General features: G+C 61.0%; 16 protein-coding genes. 10 read left to right on the top strand and 6 right to left on the bottom strand.

Annotated features, from left to right (window positions below; genetic code table 11):
• Positions 1–5 precede the first annotated feature (5 nt).
• From R4P65_RS06680 to R4P65_RS06670, 3 genes are all read right to left on the bottom strand, one after another.
• Positions 6–1,661 (bottom strand): FAD-binding dehydrogenase, encoded by a 1,656-nt coding sequence (locus R4P65_RS06680; protein ID WP_317825895.1) that lies wholly within the window; start codon positions 1,659–1,661, stop codon positions 6–8.
• Complete coding sequence (locus R4P65_RS06675) at positions 1,658–2,323, bottom strand: TetR/AcrR family transcriptional regulator (RefSeq protein ID WP_317825894.1); 666 nt, start codon at positions 2,321–2,323, stop codon at positions 1,658–1,660. The genes R4P65_RS06680 and R4P65_RS06675 overlap by 4 nt, the downstream gene beginning before the upstream one ends.
• A gap of 141 nt (positions 2,324–2,464) precedes the next feature.
• A complete protein-coding gene (locus R4P65_RS06670; RefSeq protein WP_317825893.1) occupies positions 2,465–3,796 on the bottom strand; it encodes an MFS transporter in 1,332 nt (443 codons plus the stop codon).
• A 157-nt stretch (positions 3,797–3,953) separates the two neighbouring features.
• On the opposite strand from R4P65_RS06670, the gene R4P65_RS06665 reads away from it, so the two are divergent.
• The 3 genes from R4P65_RS06665 to R4P65_RS06655 all read left to right on the top strand — a co-directional run bounded on the left by R4P65_RS06665 (position 3,954) and on the right by R4P65_RS06655 (position 6,027).
• Positions 3,954–5,117 (top strand): LLM class flavin-dependent oxidoreductase, encoded by a 1,164-nt coding sequence (locus R4P65_RS06665; RefSeq protein ID WP_317825892.1) that lies wholly within the window; start codon positions 3,954–3,956, stop codon positions 5,115–5,117.
• A gap of 150 nt (positions 5,118–5,267) precedes the next feature.
• Positions 5,268–5,804, top strand: a complete 537-nt coding sequence (locus R4P65_RS06660; protein ID WP_317825891.1) for a hypothetical protein — start codon at positions 5,268–5,270, stop codon at positions 5,802–5,804.
• Positions 5,805–5,892: 88 nt separating this feature from the next.
• The gene (locus R4P65_RS06655) at positions 5,893–6,027 is read left to right on the top strand and encodes a hypothetical protein (protein WP_317825890.1); all 135 of its coding nucleotides are present in this window, start codon (positions 5,893–5,895) and stop codon (positions 6,025–6,027) included.
• Positions 6,028–6,037: 10 nt separating this feature from the next.
• Here the strand turns inward: R4P65_RS06655 and R4P65_RS06650 are convergent, their stop codons facing one another.
• Positions 6,038–6,553 carry a CGNR zinc finger domain-containing protein gene (locus tag R4P65_RS06650; protein ID WP_317825889.1) on the bottom strand — a complete coding sequence of 172 codons (516 nt, stop codon included), beginning with the start codon at positions 6,551–6,553 and terminating at the stop codon, positions 6,038–6,040.
• A 320-nt stretch (positions 6,554–6,873) separates the two neighbouring features.
• Here R4P65_RS06650 and R4P65_RS06645 point away from each other — a divergent pair, with 320 nt between their 5' ends.
• The 3 genes from R4P65_RS06645 to R4P65_RS06635 all read left to right on the top strand — a co-directional run bounded on the left by R4P65_RS06645 (position 6,874) and on the right by R4P65_RS06635 (position 9,674).
• Positions 6,874–8,481: an AMP-binding protein gene (locus R4P65_RS06645; RefSeq protein WP_230817579.1), complete on the top strand. Its 1,608-nt coding sequence runs from the start codon at positions 6,874–6,876 to the stop codon at positions 8,479–8,481.
• Positions 8,482–8,620: 139 nt separating this feature from the next.
• On the top strand, positions 8,621–8,905 hold the full coding sequence (locus tag R4P65_RS06640; RefSeq protein WP_230817581.1) for a hypothetical protein: 285 nt from the start codon (positions 8,621–8,623) through the stop codon (positions 8,903–8,905).
• Between the two features lie 37 nt (positions 8,906–8,942).
• A complete protein-coding gene (locus R4P65_RS06635; RefSeq protein WP_230817582.1) occupies positions 8,943–9,674 on the top strand; it encodes a hypothetical protein in 732 nt (243 codons plus the stop codon).
• Positions 9,675–9,688: 14 nt separating this feature from the next.
• Here the strand turns inward: R4P65_RS06635 and R4P65_RS06630 are convergent, their stop codons facing one another.
• Entirely contained in the window at positions 9,689–11,644 is a 1,956-nt protein-coding gene (locus R4P65_RS06630) for an ABC1 kinase family protein (protein WP_317825888.1), read from the bottom strand.
• Here R4P65_RS06630 and R4P65_RS06625 point away from each other — a divergent pair.
• A complete protein-coding gene (locus R4P65_RS06625; RefSeq protein WP_317825887.1) occupies positions 11,619–11,876 on the top strand; it encodes a hypothetical protein in 258 nt (85 codons plus the stop codon). The genes R4P65_RS06630 and R4P65_RS06625 overlap by 26 nt on opposite strands.
• Here the strand turns inward: R4P65_RS06625 and R4P65_RS06620 are convergent.
• A complete protein-coding gene (locus R4P65_RS06620; protein WP_317825886.1) occupies positions 11,852–12,733 on the bottom strand; it encodes an alpha/beta fold hydrolase in 882 nt (293 codons plus the stop codon). The two genes, R4P65_RS06625 and R4P65_RS06620, sit on opposite strands and share 25 nt — an antisense overlap.
• Positions 12,734–12,844: 111 nt before the next feature.
• Here R4P65_RS06620 and R4P65_RS06615 point away from each other — a divergent pair, with 111 nt between their 5' ends.
• The 3 genes from R4P65_RS06615 to R4P65_RS06605 are packed head-to-tail and all read left to right on the top strand — an operon-like array spanning position 12,845 to position 14,427.
• Positions 12,845–13,489 (top strand): TetR/AcrR family transcriptional regulator, encoded by a 645-nt coding sequence (locus R4P65_RS06615; RefSeq protein ID WP_317825885.1) that lies wholly within the window; start codon positions 12,845–12,847, stop codon positions 13,487–13,489.
• Between the two features lie 9 nt (positions 13,490–13,498).
• Positions 13,499–13,948 carry a MaoC family dehydratase N-terminal domain-containing protein gene (locus R4P65_RS06610; RefSeq protein ID WP_124569115.1) on the top strand — a complete coding sequence of 150 codons (450 nt, stop codon included), beginning with the start codon at positions 13,499–13,501 and terminating at the stop codon, positions 13,946–13,948.
• Positions 13,945–14,427 (top strand): MaoC/PaaZ C-terminal domain-containing protein, encoded by a 483-nt coding sequence (locus R4P65_RS06605; RefSeq protein ID WP_317825884.1) that lies wholly within the window; start codon positions 13,945–13,947, stop codon positions 14,425–14,427. The genes R4P65_RS06610 and R4P65_RS06605 overlap by 4 nt, the downstream gene beginning before the upstream one ends.
• The last annotated feature ends 12 nt before the right edge of the window (positions 14,428–14,439 follow it).

Below are 14,439 nucleotides of genomic sequence, written 5' to 3'. Positions count from 1 at the left end.
TTGGGCTACAGGTCGCGCGCCAATGCTCGTCCGGCTGCGCGGCCCGAGAAGATGCAGCCACCGAGGAAGGTCCCTTCGAGCGCGCTGTAACCGTGGACTCCGCCGCCGCCGAAGCCCGCGACCTCACCGGCCGCGTACAGGCCGTCGAAGACGCTGCCGTCGGCCTTGATGACCTGTGAATCCAGGTTGGTTTCCAAGCCGCCGAGAGTCTTGCGGGTGAGCAGGTGCAACCGGACCGCGATCAGTGGGCCGTTCTTGGGGTCCAGGATCTTGTGCGGCGCAACGACGCGCACGATCTTGTCTGCCAACAGATTACGGGCACCGTGGATGGCAGTGACCTGGAAGTCCTTGCTGTACTTGTTGTCGACTTCGCGGTCACGGGCGATCATCTCGCGCTCGATGTCCTCGTAGTCGAGGAGGGGTTCGTCGGTGAGGGCGTTCATGCCGTCGACCAGATCGCGAAGATTGGTGCGCACCACGAAGTCTGCGCCCTTCTGCTTGAACGCCTCGACCGGTCCCGGGGCACCCTTCTTGATTCGTTCGAGAAGGAGCTTGAAGTCGCGGTTGGTGAAGTCCGGGTTCTGTTCCGATCCCGATAGTGCGAACTCCTTCTCGATGATCTTCTGATCGAGAATGAACCACGTGTACTCGTGGCCGCTGTCCAGGATGTACTTGAAGGTCCCCATCGTGTCGAAGCCCGGGAAATTGGGGACCGGCAGACGCTTGCCGGTGGCGTCGAACCACATCGAGGACGGTCCGGGGATGATGCGGATTCCGTGGTTCGGCCAGATCGGATTCCAGTTCTGGATGCCTTCGGTGTAGTGCCACATGCGGTCGCGGTTGACGATGTTTCCGCCCGCGGATTCGGTGATTTCGAGCATGCGTCCGTCGACGTGCGCGGGCACGCCGGTCAGCATGTGCTTCGGTGCCTTGCCGAGTCGCTCCGGCCAATTCTTCTTCACCAGTTCGTAATTGCCGCCGATTCCACCGGAGGTGACCACCACGGCCTGTGCGGCGAACTCGAATTCGCCGACGGGGGTGCGTGAACTCTTCACACCGCGCAGATCACTGGAAGGTTCGAGGACGGTTCCTCGTACACCCGTGACCGCACCATCGGTCACCACTAATTGATCCACCTGGTGGCGGTGCTTGAATGTGACCAGCCCACGTTTCTGGGCAGCGATGACCTTGGTCAGGAAAACGTCGACGACGCCAGGTCCGGTGCCCCAGGTGAGGTGGAAGCGCGGCACCGAATTGCCGTGTCCGAGAGCCATTCCGCGCCCGCGCTCGGCCCAGCCGACGTTGGGCATCAGGCGAAGGCCCAGATCGTGCAGGTACTGACGCTTGTCTCCGGCCGCGAACTCGACGTACGCCTTGGCCCACTGACGCGGCCAGTGATCTTCGCGGTCGCGGTCGAATGCGGCGGTGCCCATCCAGTCCTGCATGGCCAACTCGAGGGAGTCCTTGATGCCGAGTCGGCGTTGTTCGGGGCTGTTCACGAGGAAGAGTCCGCCGAGCGACCAGAATGCCTGCGCTCCGAGGTTGGCCGCGTTCTCCTGTTCCACCACAAGGACTTTGCGGCCGGCGCGCGTCAGTTCGTAGGTGGCGACCAGTCCCGCCAGCCCTGCCCCGACAACGATGACGTCAGCTTGTTCGCTCACGACAGCTCCTCTTCAGATTGGTTGTTCTGGATTATTTCGCTGTAGGACAGCAGAATTCGAGTGAAGACATCGCGACGCAGCGCGAAGGCGGCGTTGGTGTCGGTATCGATGAGGCACTGCACGCTCGTGCCGTCGTGAACTGCGACCAACGCTCGTCCCAGCGACGTCGGGTCACCGACGATAGTTCGACCGACATCGCTGAGTGCGGACTCCACGATGGGAAGCAGGGTCCGAAGAATTGCGTCTTCACGGTCGGCAAGCGCTTTACGAAGTGCCGGGTTGCGGAGCGCGTGGGCTGTGAATTCTGCGTTGATCCGGTACCACTGCGGGTCGACCGGAACCACGGCCACGATTCGGGCCACGGCGGAATGGATGTCGACGGCGTTGCCGGCGGTGATCGACTCCGTCGCCAACCGGAGGTCGGCGAGCATTGCTGCAGATCGCTGCTCCCACATCGCGAAGAACAGTTCGTCGAGTGAATCGAAGTTGGAGTAGAACGCGCCTCTGGAGTATCCGCCGCGTTCGCAGATCTGCTCGACCGTTGCATGTCCGAACCCGGATTCGGAGAAGACGTCCGCGGCCGCGTCCAGAAGGCGCTGTCTGGTCTGACCACGGCGTTTGGTGACACGCTTGGCCGGCGAGTTGTCCGTTCCAGTCGTCATCGGCGCCTCCGTCGGGGTGGAACCCAAACGATACACCGATGTATCCGATGCGTGGGCGTATCTCGATCTGTTCTTCTTCGCAGGTCTTTCTATAAATATCTAGTAAATATGCAAGAGATAGAGATATTTAGATATCATCCACTACAGGTACAGATCACGCTTCCTGATCGCCGCAGTGGCGACGACGCTGATCGCCGAGGTGGCCACCAGATATCCACATGCCAGCCACGGTGAACCGCCGCTGGCGCCGATCAGTGCAGTCAGGATCAGAGGAGTGACGCCGGAGGCGTAGATACCCGAGAACTGGTAGACGACGGACAACCCGGTGTACCGGATTTCGGTGGGGTAGAGGCTCGCGTAGAGCGTTCCCTGGGCGCCGTAGAACAGGGCGTGAATCACTCCGAAGACCACGACCATCGCGACTCCGAAGAGCAGAAGGCTCTCGGTCCCGAACAGTGCGAAGGCGGGGAAGATCGCAAGGCCGTACGCGGCGATGCCCACGATGTAGACCCGTTGCGGGCCGAACCGATCGGTGAGCAAACCGGAGAAAGGCAGCAAGATCGCCATCACGACCGCGGCGACTGTGACTACGAGAAGTACGGGAACCTTCTCGAAATGCAGAGTCTTGGTTGCATAAGTGATTGCAAAGACGCCCCAGGTATTGAAGGCAGCGCCCTCGCCCCAGCGAGACAGCATGCCCAGTACGGTGTTTCGGGCGACCTTTCCTTGGAAGACTTCCTTGAGCGGTGCGGAGGAGCGTTGTTCGAGGTCGCGAACCGCCTGAAATGCCGGCGTCTCATCCACCTTCAAACGGACCACCAACCCTACGATCACGAGAACCAAGTTCAGAACAAAGGCGATGCGCCAGCCGAAACGGAGAAACTGGTCGTCGTCGAAGATCGTTTGAAGCAGCGCGAACATTCCTGTGCCCAATGCCAACCCGAGGGCTAATCCGATCTGCGGGATGCTGCCGAACAGGCCGCGCTTCTTCTCCGGACTGTGTTCCACCGCGAGAAGGACGGCTCCGGCCCACTCACCGCCGAGAGCAAATCCCTGCAGGATGCGAAGCAGCAGAAGCAGAATCGGTGCCACGACTCCGATCTGGGCGGCAGTTGGAAGAACACCCATGAGCGCCGTCGCGATACCCATGATGAACATCGTGAGAGCCAGCGTCTTCTTGCGTCCGATGCGATCGCCGATGTGACCGAACACCACTCCACCGATGGGGCGAACGAGAAAGCCGACCGCGAAGGTCGCAAAAGAAAGCATCGTCCCGACAAAAGAATTCTGATTCGGGAAGAACAGTTGGTTGAAGACCAGGCTCGCGGCCGTCGCGTAGAGGAAGAAGTCGTACCACTCGACCGTCGTGCCGAGCAGGCTTGCTGCGACGACGGTTCTCAGTCTGGAACGTCGCTCACCGTCGGTTTCGTTCGAGAACGGTGAATTGTGCTCGACTTCGGCAAACGTGGTCATCGGAGCCCCCGGGTTGCGGTGCAAATTCACGAAGGTATCGCCGGAGCCGAAAGTGGGCACCCATAGCGATCAGGGTGATTTCAACCCTGTTCTTCCAGGTGGCGTGTGGTTGTAATGACAGAAGAGTTCTGCCTGTTCGTCGACGAAAGGAATCACCGTGTCACTGCGCTTCCACTGGTTCTTGCCTACTTACGGTGATTCCCGGAATCTGATGGCGGGTGGGCACGGCAGCTCGATGTCCGGTGATCGTCCGGCGACGCTGAAATACCTCAATCAGATCGGCGCGGCCGCTGAGACGAACGGTTTCGAAGCCGTCCTCACGCCCACCGGCGCGTGGTGCGAAGACGCATGGCTGACGACGGCGATGATGGTCGAGACCACCGAGACACTCAAGTTTCTGGTTGCTCTGCGCCCGGGATTGCTCAGCCCCACGCTTGCCGCCCAGATGGCCGCAACCTTCCAATGGCAATCGGGCGGTCGCCTGCTGCTCAACGTCGTCACCGGCGGGGAGGACCACGAGCAGCGCACCTTCGGTGATTTCCTCGACAAGAACCAACGGTACGCACGATGCGGCGAGTTCCTTGACGTGATCCGCCAGCTGTGGTCCGGTAACGGTCCGGTTGATTTTTCCGGTGAGTACGTCAACGTGGAAAAGGCTACGCTGCAGCGTATTCCGGATCCGGTACCGCCCATCTTCTTCGGCGGATCCTCGCCGGCAGCCGGAACCGTCGCATCGCGTTACGCCGACACCTACCTCACCTGGGGTGAGACGCCGTCCGCTGTCGCCGCCAAGATCGCCTGGATTCGCGACCTCGCAGAAGTTCAAGGTCGGCACCTCGACTACGGAATCCGTTTGCACGTCATCAGCCGGGACACCTCGGAGCAGGCATGGGCAGAAGCGGATCGGCTGCTCAGCGCGCTCGACCCGGCGACCGTCGAGCAGGCTCAGGCGAGTCTTGCGCGATCCGGCTCCGAAGGTCAGCGTCGTATGCTGGAATTGCACGGCGGCGGTTCGGCTTACAAGCAGGGCGTCGGAGCAAGGTCGCTGGAAATTGCGCCGAACCTGTGGACCGGCGTCGGGTTGGTCCGAGGGGGAGCGGGCACCGCATTGGTCGGTTCGCACCAAGAAGTGGCTGATCGGATTGCCGAGTACGCAGCGATCGGTCTGGATCACTTCGTACTGTCGGGGTATCCGCATCTCGAAGAGGCGTATCAGTTCGGTGAGGGCGTGCGTCCGATCCTCGAAAAGCGTGGATTGGTGGCACCGCACGGTTCGGCCGGCGGACCGGTGCGAACGCCCTTCGTCTCCAGTGGGAACTGAGTCGAACAGCGAGCTCTTCGAGAACGGGACGTTTGTCCCGACCTTTCGGGCATGACCTCCCGGCGGGACAAATGGGCCATTTCGGGCGCTAGATCCGATCTAGGCTGCGCACTGTTGCCGAACTCAAGGCGCAGTACGAAAGGAACCTCGATGAAGCTGGGCACAAGTGGAGTACGTCGCGTAGTGGGAACCGTGGCGGTTGCCGCTGCAACCGCGGCAGGCGTCGCGATGGTCAATCCTGCAACTGCGTCGGCCGAGGTGGTCCCGCCGGTCGTCTCGTACAAGGTGACCGGAAACGATCTGTCACTGACGATCACGAACAACAACACGGGCATTGCTCCGTTGTGCCAGGCGTTTGTCGTCAACGCCGCGGATTCTGCTGCTGTGCTTGATGATCCGCTGAAACTGCTCGATCCGAACCTTGTGGTGTACCCCAAGATCACCGATCCGGCCTCGCTGTTCGCCGTGGGCAAGGGGCAGACGGTCACCAACACAGTGACCGATGTTCCGGACGGAACCTACGCGGTGCTCGGCGCCTGCTCCGATCTTCTCGATCTCGAGACGTTGGGTAAGCCGGTTCCTGGCGTGCCAAGCCTGGTTGTCATCGGCGGACCGTTCAGCGGCATCAATACCGGCAGCTTGAGCGACCTGTTCGGCAGTGGCAGCGCCGAGGGCCTTTTCGGGTAGCTCACCGTCTGTCTCCCCAATTTTCCGACTGAGCGGTCTATTCTTCATGCATCTGGTGATCTGACCAACGTGCCTGGAGGTTCGGAAAATGCGAAGTGGTGGATTCAAACGCGCCCTCAGAAGCATTGTCGCGGCGTCGGTCACCGTCGTGGGACTGGCTGTCAGCTTCCAGTTCGACTACCAAGGTGGTTCCGACTTCGAGGTGGTCGGCCCGACGTCCTAGTGTCTACGACTCAGTTTCGTGCGCGGTGGCGCCGTACCGCGTCGCGATTCGCGCACGTGGGGGAGCAGTACCGCTGATTGCCGTTGCGGGAGGTGTCAGCGTAGATGTTGGTGCACTCGTCCAGGGTGCATCGACCTAATCGGTGCATGCCGCGGCCGACGAGGTGTAGCGCCGTGCCCACCGAGAAGAGTGCCTTGAGGACCTCGGCGAGTGACTGTTGGGGATCGCGGTAGTGCAGATGCCAGCCGTCGTTCGCGTGGTTGGTCATACGCGGATACGCCGACGCTTGCTCGAGCATGACGTTCACCAATTCGGCGCGTGCCGTCTCGTCCGTGACGTCGACGATTTTCGACCACTCGATCAGAAGGTCGAGGGTTTCGTCGAGGTCCTTCTCGGCGATGGGGAAATCGAGAATGATGCCTGCATCGACGCAGCGTTCGACGAGTTCGGCCAAGGTTTCGGGATGTCGATTGGCCAGGTCGGCGGCCAGCGTCACCGCATATTCGCCGTAAGGGTTGAGATGCACAATGCCATTACATCATGCTCGTTGCATGAAGAAAACAGAGCTCACGCCGATCGGTTGCATCCATCGCTGGGAGGTCGAATCCCGGCATCGAACAAGCGAGGGGACGGTCACCTATCTGCGCTGTCATTGTGGGTCGTGGCAGACCCTGCTCACCGAATGGATGTCGGGAGGTGCAGCCTCGGCCGTTGCCGCACCGATAAAGGTCAGGTCCAGGTAATGATCAGCTAATCGTTCCGTTTCGCCTCGCGTGACATGGAACGTGTTCTAGATTCAGGGTTGTATGCCTCGATATCGCGGCGCAGACTCTGAAAGGGAAGACGATGCAGTTCAACCTCGCTGATGTATTCGAAACCGTCGCCAGCTCGGTACCTGATCGCGTCGCCTTGACTTACGAGGGAGAGAACTTCTCCTACGCTCAGTTGGACGCGGAAGCCAATCGAACCGCCAACCTGCTCGCGCAAGCCGGTATCTCACGTGGTGACCACGTGGCTCTGTTCCTGAAGAACAGCGTTGAACATGTCACGTCGATCCTCGGGTTGATCAAGATCCGCGCGGTCCCGATCAACGTGAACTACCGGTACACGCCCGCCGAACTGGAGTACATCTTCACCAACTCCGACTCGGTCGCGGTTGTCGTAGAACTTCCCGAACATCAGCGTGTCCTTGCTTCCCTCTTCGGTGCATGCCCGAAGGTGAAGACGGTGATCGTGATCGGCGAGATCGACGCCGACCTGGTCGCTGCCGCGAATGAGCACGAAGTTTCCGTGGTTTCCTTCGACGATGCTCGTGAGCAGTCGCCAGTGGGAGAGTTCGACTCCCGTTCGGGCGACGACGTGTACCTGCTCTACACCGGCGGGACAACCGGATACCCGAAGGGCGTCATGTGGCGTCACGACGACTTCTTCCGTAAGCCGCTCTCCGGCGGAAATCCGTACGGCGAGGGAGCGCGGCAGGATCTCGCCGAGATCGCTAGTGCTGCAAAGGAATTTCCGGAACTCTCGTTCCTCGTTGCCGCCCCTCTGATGCATGGCGCCGCGTTGTACTCGCTGTTCACCTTCCTCACCCTCGGTGCGCGGGTTGTTCTACGACGAGAGTTCGACCCGGCGAAGGTCGTCGAAGCGATCGAGAAGGACTCGGTACAGGTGATCTTGATCGTCGGCGACGGTATGGGACTGCCGCTGGTCGACGAGATGGAACGCCGCAAAGACGAGGTTGATTTCAGCACCCTGTTCTCGATCACCTCGGGTGGCGCGATCTGGTCCACCAGCGTCCGGGACCGCATGCTGGCGGTGAAGCCGGACCTGCTGTTGCGGGACAACTTCGGAGCCTCGGAGTCAGGCAACGACGGCGCCTTCGCTATCGACGAGGCAGGAAATCTGCGGATGCCGCCCTCACCGAACATGATTCTGGTCGACGAGCGTCTCGAAGAGATCCCAGCTGGCTCCGACGATGTGGGATACATCGCGCGCATCGGAAACGTCCCGCTCGGTTACTACAAGGACGAGGAGAAGACCGCCCGGACGTTCCCGACCCGCGCTGATGGCACCCGTCTTTCGGTGCTCGGCGACATGGGCAAGGTGGAAGCGGACGGCACCATTGTCTTCCTCGGCCGCGGCTCACAGTGCATCAACACCGGCGGCGAGAAGGTATTCGCCGAAGAGGTCGAGGCCGCCCTTCACGCGCATCCGGCAATATCGGACGCGCTTGTTGTCCCCGCACCCGACCCGCGCATGGGGCAGCAGGTCGCAGCGGTGATCGCGACCTACCCCGGATCCGACGAGTTGACTCTCGAAGCGGTTCAGGAACATTGCCGCAAGACGTTGGCCGGATACAAAGTGCCGCGCACGATCGTGCTGGTCGATGAAGTCAAGCGAACCCCGGCCGGTAAGGCGGACTACCGCTGGGCGACGACACTGGCGTCGTCCTAGCAACGTGCAGTGGGCGGCGAAGACCTTTCACACGGATTTCACCACGACATAAGAGACATACCGGAAAGATAGCGCAGAGTAAGTCGTTCAGTAAGTCGTTCGCGCCTTGCGTCGTCACTCCACGAAAGGGTCTCAGCTCATGCTCATCATCGGAATTCTTCTGTTCGGGATCGTCATCGGAGCGGGAGCCCAGTTGATTCTGGGGCAGAGGGCCGCACGAGTGGATTGGACCTTCGCGTTCATCGCTGGAATCGGTGGTTCGCTGGTGGGCGGACTGCTTGTGAGTTTGATTGCGGGCGACGGAATATCATTGCGTCCCAGCGGCATCCTGGGTTCCCTCGCCGGCGCCGTCATCATCACCGCAAGCTGGCAGTGGTACCGCCGGAAGAACGCAACGCCAGCATCGCGTCCGTCTGATCACTGATTCCTCAGTTCCGCCAGGGGACGGAAAGCGACGAGACATGAACGAATTGCTCGATGAAGTTCTCACCGCACATGGCGGAGTCGAACATTGGCAGTCCGTTCCAGCGATCACGGCGCGGGGACGCCTCGGCGGTCTGTTGCCTGGGCGCTTCCCCGGCAACAAGCTCGCGACGTTTACGGTCGAGGTACAAGTTGCCGAGCAACGCACTCTCCTCCAAGACTTTCCGCGTGTCGGCGAGCGCGCTGTGTTCGACAAGGGCGTCGTGCGGATCGAAACTCGTGACGGCGAACAACTCGAGAGCCGAACCGACCCGCGTCCAGAGTTCTTCGGGTTGAGTGGAATCCGGCGCAACTTTCGTTGGGACGCGCTCGACACCGCTTACTTCGCCGGCTACGCCTTTTGGAACTATCTGACGGCACCGCTGCTGCTCGCGCGCGACGACATCACTGTCACCGAAGCCGAACCTTGGCAGGAATCCGGGCAGCAATGGCGACGACTGCAGGCAACGTTCGCACCGGCAATCGATACCCATTGCCGGCAGCAGACCTTTTATGTCGACAACGGTGGCCTCATCCGCCGGCACGACTTCGTCGCCGAACCGATAGGCAGCTGGGCGAGAGCTGCGCTTTACTGCGACCAGCACCGTCAGTTCGACGGCCTCACATTCCCCACCCGACGGCGCGTTCTCCCGCGGGGCCCAGGTGGCCGTGTCCTCTCGCGGCCGACGCTCCTGGCGCTCGACTTCGACGACATCGAGATAAAGCGATGAACATCAGTGCTTGGTTACCTGTTGTCGAGTGTGAACAAACGGAACACGGTCCGCATGCACAGAACAACCCCGACGAAGCCCAGTACCGCACTCACGAGTGCGTAGCCTGACAGCTGAGGTGTGAGTTGTGGTCCGCCAGGTACGGACAGCAGGATCGCCGCGACGATCAGCGCGGTCACTCCAGCCGCCATACCCAGGGCGTTGTTCGTCGACCGTCGGAGCCATCGCCTGTCGTCGGGGTGCGCGATGGAGCGGGTTCGGAGTGTGAAGCTTCCCGACGCCAGTGAGGTCGTGATCTGGTCGAGCTGACCAGGCAGCCGCCTGACCACGGCCGTTGTGACCGCAATCGTCGACAGCATCGCCTGCACCGCTGCGGAGGGGCTGGCGACCTGGGTCAACAGTCGGGGTACTTCGGCGCGCACCGCGGAGACGAGGTCGATGTTCGGATCCAGAAGCCGGAGGGCGCGTTCCACCGACGCGAGTGAACGGAAAGCTGCTGCGACGTCTCCCGGCACACCTATTCGGTGCTCTCGAAGCGCGGTGAACATTCGCGCGAACGATCCCATGGAAACATTGGGCGCAAGACCGAGAAGGGTGATCTCGCGGCCTACTTGGTGACGCAGCGCTCCACGATCCACGTCATCAGGCACGTCGAATGCCATCAGCATCGCGTCGACTGTTGCCACCGGGTCACCTGCCAGTGCGGCATTCAGGAGTACGGCGAACAGGATCCGTGTCTCCCCGTCCAGAACACCTACTGCGCCGAAGTCGAGTAGGCCGACGCGTCCGTCGTCAAGGATCATGATGTTGCCCGGGTGCAGATCGGCGTGGAACACCCCGTGGACGAAGATCCCGTCGAGGAGCGATGCAAGAAGCTCGTTCGCAATTCTACTGCGAGAGTCGACGTCGACGTCGGTGAGCGCTGCCTCGCCGTCGGAAAGTGGTGTTCCGTGAAGACGCTCCATCACGACCACTCGTCCGCTGCTGAGTTCGGGGTAGATGTGCGGAACGACAATATCCGATCGACTCACCATCGTGGCGGCGATCGTGGCGGTGTTCGCGGCCTCGGTGCGGTAGTCGAGCTCTTCGAGCAGCGACGTGACGAGCCCGCCGGCGAGTCGATGAACGCCGATATCGTGTGCCCAGGGAAAACGGGTTTCCGCAAGGGATGAAACGCGGAGGAAGATATCGCAATCCACGCTCACCTGTGCGCTCGCCTCGGGTCGTTGAACCTTCACCACAACGTCGACGCCGTCAGTGGTGCGCGCGGAATGTACTTGTGCGACAGAGGCAGCGGCGAACGGCTCTACATCGAAGTCTGCGAAGACCACCTCTGGGGCTTCGCCGAGTTCCGATGCCAGTAGCTCCGCAATACGGTCGGGATCAGCCGGGCGTGCCGAACTTTGCAAGGACGAGAGTGCACGAGCCAGTTCGGGTGCTATGAGGTCGTCTCGCGTCCCGAGGATCTGTCCCAACTTCACGAAAGTGACACCGCATCGGCTGACAATCTCGACCAACGCGTCCCCGAACTGAGGTGCGGACGGTCCGGCGCGGAGAGCTGACCCGCCTCCCGCTCGCACGAAGATACTCATGATCTGCACGTACCGCTTCGTTCGGCGCCACGATTTTCGACTGCGCCGCAAGGCTTCCGACGGACCCGGTAGGAACCCCGTAGGAACGACGACTTCGAGGAAAACCAATGCGGCCAGGCACGCTGCGAACACCCAGAGCGCGACAACTCCGAAGAATATGAGCGCTGTTCCTACGCTCACCAGAAGTTGATCGTCTTGGCTGGCAATTCCTGCAAGTGTTGCAACATATCCCGACAGTGGGACTCCCACCGAGAGCGCTATCACCGCGACTGCAAGGGTTCGCGGCCATCCGACTCTCATCCCCAGTGTTCGTCGCATCACGCCTGCCAGTGCTGCTGCAAGAAATGGCGTCGTGACGATCCAGACCATCAAGTCCATGGCGATAGCGTACGGGTTCGCAATCTGCGATTCATCCAGGAAAACCCTGAGCCCGCCCCTGATTGAGGCGCACAAGATTGAAAGCGCCGAAGTGTCGAACATGCCGGGGCACTTCGGTATTCAGTCGCTCGGCTGTCGACCCGTCCTGATCGACGGTCCAAAAGATGATGGCGAGGCTATCGCCCTACCGGTGCCTGATCGGGGAGATCACATTCGTTTCGCGTCGTCGTGATTGCGGACGAACTTCATGAGTCGGGGAATTACCCGATCAGGTATGTGTCCCAGGATTCCGTGGCCGGTTCCGGCATAAATCTCCACCTCGGCTTCAGGTTGAAGATCGGCTAGCCTCGCGGCCACCTGCTCGGGGTTGGAGACCACTGTCTCGGCGCCGGAGATTACGAGCATGGGAACCGAGATTGACTGCACTTCTGTATCCTCTAGCATCCGCGCCCATCCGATACCGGGCCGGTAGTTCAATGCCTCTGTAACCAACGCGAACTCGCGATCGCCGATGACGTACCCGGGGGAGAGCCAATCGTTGAGCCTGCGAATATTTTTGTCGGTGCGACGCATACCGGCGCGGACCATCTTCAGCAGCACACGCCACGAGGGCTTGTCGAAGACTCCACCCGGTTCGATGAGCGTCACACTCGCCAGTCGTTCAGGAGAATGAAGTGCCACGAGAACGGCGTGCCACGCACCGTGCGAGTAGCCGACCAGGTGGACGCGATCGACCCCGAGTTCGTTCAATACCTCGCCCACCCAGGTGGCGAAGTCGGATTCCCCGGTCAATGGAGCGGTCTGCACACTGCGGCCTGCGGTACCGATCGTGTCCAGCGCATAAACGACTCGGTCTCGGCACAGGTCCTCGATGACGATGTGCCATTGCAGACAATTGGCGCCGACTGAGTGCAGCAGGACGATCGGCGTTTCCGTGCCGGTCCCCGACCTGCGGACATGGGTGGTTCCGAACGATGTCGGCACGTCGAGTTGTGTCGACGGAACCGGCCAGGTGTCTTCCAGTTCTCGGTAGATGCGGTCGTACGCCTGCTTTGATGCCTCGTTCTTGAATCGTCCGATCTTCGGCATGAGTGCCCCTCTCGCTGCGATTGATTTGATGGTACGAACGTATCACTATGGCAGTACGTGCGTATCATTAACGAGCCAAAGTCATCCATTCGAAAGGGGAAGGACAGCCACATGCCGCGACTGGTCGACCATGAAGTGCGGCAACGGGAGATCACCGATGCGGTGCGGCGAGTGATTGTCGACGGTGGGCTCGCGGCGGTGACGTTTCAGTCCGTTGCTGCCGAGGCTGGGATTTCGGTTCGTCTCGTGCAGTACTACTTCGGTACGAAGCGGGAGTTCCTCCTCGCGACGCATCAAGCCGTTCGTCAGGATGCGGGTGCTCGCCTCATGCAGGAGTTGTCTGTTCTGGGCGCGGAAGCGACACCCCGCGAGGTTATTTCAGCGTTCCTTGTCGGCATGCTCCCGCTCGATCAGCAACGTCGAGATGAAGCAATTGTTCTCGGCGCCTTTCACGCTGCCGCACTGACCGGACAGGGAATCGCCGCCGAAGAAACTCTCACTGCCCCACGTGAGTTGACAGCGCTCATTTCCGGCCAGCTTCAACGGGTGGCCAATCGAGACGCGGTCGTGCCGTCAATAGATCCCGACCTCGACGCCGAACTCATTCTGGCGGCTGTCGCGGGGCTCGCCCAGGGGATGCTTCCCGGCTACGGCACAGCAGAATTGGCGGTCCAGTTGGTTGAGCGCCTCCTGGATCGCATTCTCGGGCCGACGAAACCTCAGGCCACGAATCAACCCGAAGTCGGCCGCCGTTAGGATTCCGGGATGTCTCCTGTGAACCCAGCGCTCGCCGGCCGGGTGTTTCCCTCGTCGTCGTATCTTGTCGGGCGCGAGAAGATTCGCGAGTTCGCTCTGGCTGTGCGTTCGAGCAATCCCTTGCACCATGATGTCGGTGTCGCCAGGGAAGCAGGGTTCGTCGATGTCATCGCGCCGACAACATTCACAACCGTTGTCCAGCAACGAGCGATCATGGCTCTGCTGCGCACGCCGGATACTGGGCTCGATCCAACGCGTGTGGTGCATACTTCCGAGAAGATCGAGCATCAGCGTCCGATAGTCGCTGGCGATGACCTGTCTACGACACTGACGATTACAGGGGTGACAGTGCGAGCAGGCAGTGCGATCCTGTCGACAGTTTCCGAGATCCACGACGCGACCGAGGCTTTGGTCGCGACGGTCACCTCGACCCTGCTGGCGCGAGGAGAAGAGGCATGACCGTTCCCGCCGTGCCGGTCTTCGAGAACCTCGTCCTCGGTGACATCGTCGCGATGGTCGATCTGGTCCTCACTCGTGATGACCTAGTTCGCTACGCAGGTGCCTCTGGCGACATGAACCCGATCCATTTCAACGAAGCAATCGCTACTGCGGCTGGGCTACCGGGAGTTCTGGCGCACGGAATGCTCACCGCCGGAATTGCTTTGCAAGCCATCGTCGACTGGGTTGGTGACCCGAGCGGTGTGATCTCGTATGAAACTCGCTTCACTCGGCCCGTCGTAGTCGATGCCGTTGATGGTGCAGATCTCTCCATCGCTGCGAAGATCGCGCGGATTGACTCCACAACGCGCACTGCGCGCATCGATGTCACCGTCATGCACAAGGGTCAGACGGTTCTGGGAAAGACCCAGGCACACCTTCAGTTTCCGGGGGATCCGACAGGATCTGTTGCCCCAGTCTCAGTTTCAGGCCTGGGCTAATTGGTCAGGTTA

Origin of the sequence: Rhodococcus sp. IEGM 1318, from assembly GCF_033142465.1 — a bacterium.
Classification (GTDB): Bacteria; Actinomycetota; Actinomycetes; order Mycobacteriales; family Mycobacteriaceae; genus Rhodococcus_F; species Rhodococcus_F qingshengii_B.
This window is presented reverse-complemented; position numbering and strand designations above follow the sequence as displayed.

Coding starts and splice junctions, on each gene's coding strand:
- R4P65_RS06675 (WP_317825894.1), bottom strand. CDS start 2,323: ATGACGACTGGAACGGACAACTCGCCGGCCAAGCGTGTCACCAAACGC.
- R4P65_RS06670 (WP_317825893.1), bottom strand. CDS start 3,796: ATGACCACGTTTGCCGAAGTCGAGCACAATTCACCGTTCTCGAACGAA.
- R4P65_RS06660 (WP_317825891.1), top strand. CDS start 5,268: ATGAAGCTGGGCACAAGTGGAGTACGTCGCGTAGTGGGAACCGTGGCG.
- R4P65_RS06655 (WP_317825890.1), top strand. CDS start 5,893: ATGCGAAGTGGTGGATTCAAACGCGCCCTCAGAAGCATTGTCGCGGCG.
- R4P65_RS06645 (WP_230817579.1), top strand. CDS start 6,874: ATGCAGTTCAACCTCGCTGATGTATTCGAAACCGTCGCCAGCTCGGTA.
- R4P65_RS06640 (WP_230817581.1), top strand. CDS start 8,621: ATGCTCATCATCGGAATTCTTCTGTTCGGGATCGTCATCGGAGCGGGA.
- R4P65_RS06635 (WP_230817582.1), top strand. CDS start 8,943: ATGAACGAATTGCTCGATGAAGTTCTCACCGCACATGGCGGAGTCGAA.
- R4P65_RS06630 (WP_317825888.1), bottom strand. CDS start 11,644: ATGGACTTGATGGTCTGGATCGTCACGACGCCATTTCTTGCAGCAGCA.
- R4P65_RS06620 (WP_317825886.1), bottom strand. CDS start 12,733: ATGCCGAAGATCGGACGATTCAAGAACGAGGCATCAAAGCAGGCGTAC.
- R4P65_RS06615 (WP_317825885.1), top strand. CDS start 12,845: ATGCCGCGACTGGTCGACCATGAAGTGCGGCAACGGGAGATCACCGAT.
- R4P65_RS06610 (WP_124569115.1), top strand. CDS start 13,499: ATGTCTCCTGTGAACCCAGCGCTCGCCGGCCGGGTGTTTCCCTCGTCG.
- R4P65_RS06605 (WP_317825884.1), top strand. CDS start 13,945: ATGACCGTTCCCGCCGTGCCGGTCTTCGAGAACCTCGTCCTCGGTGAC.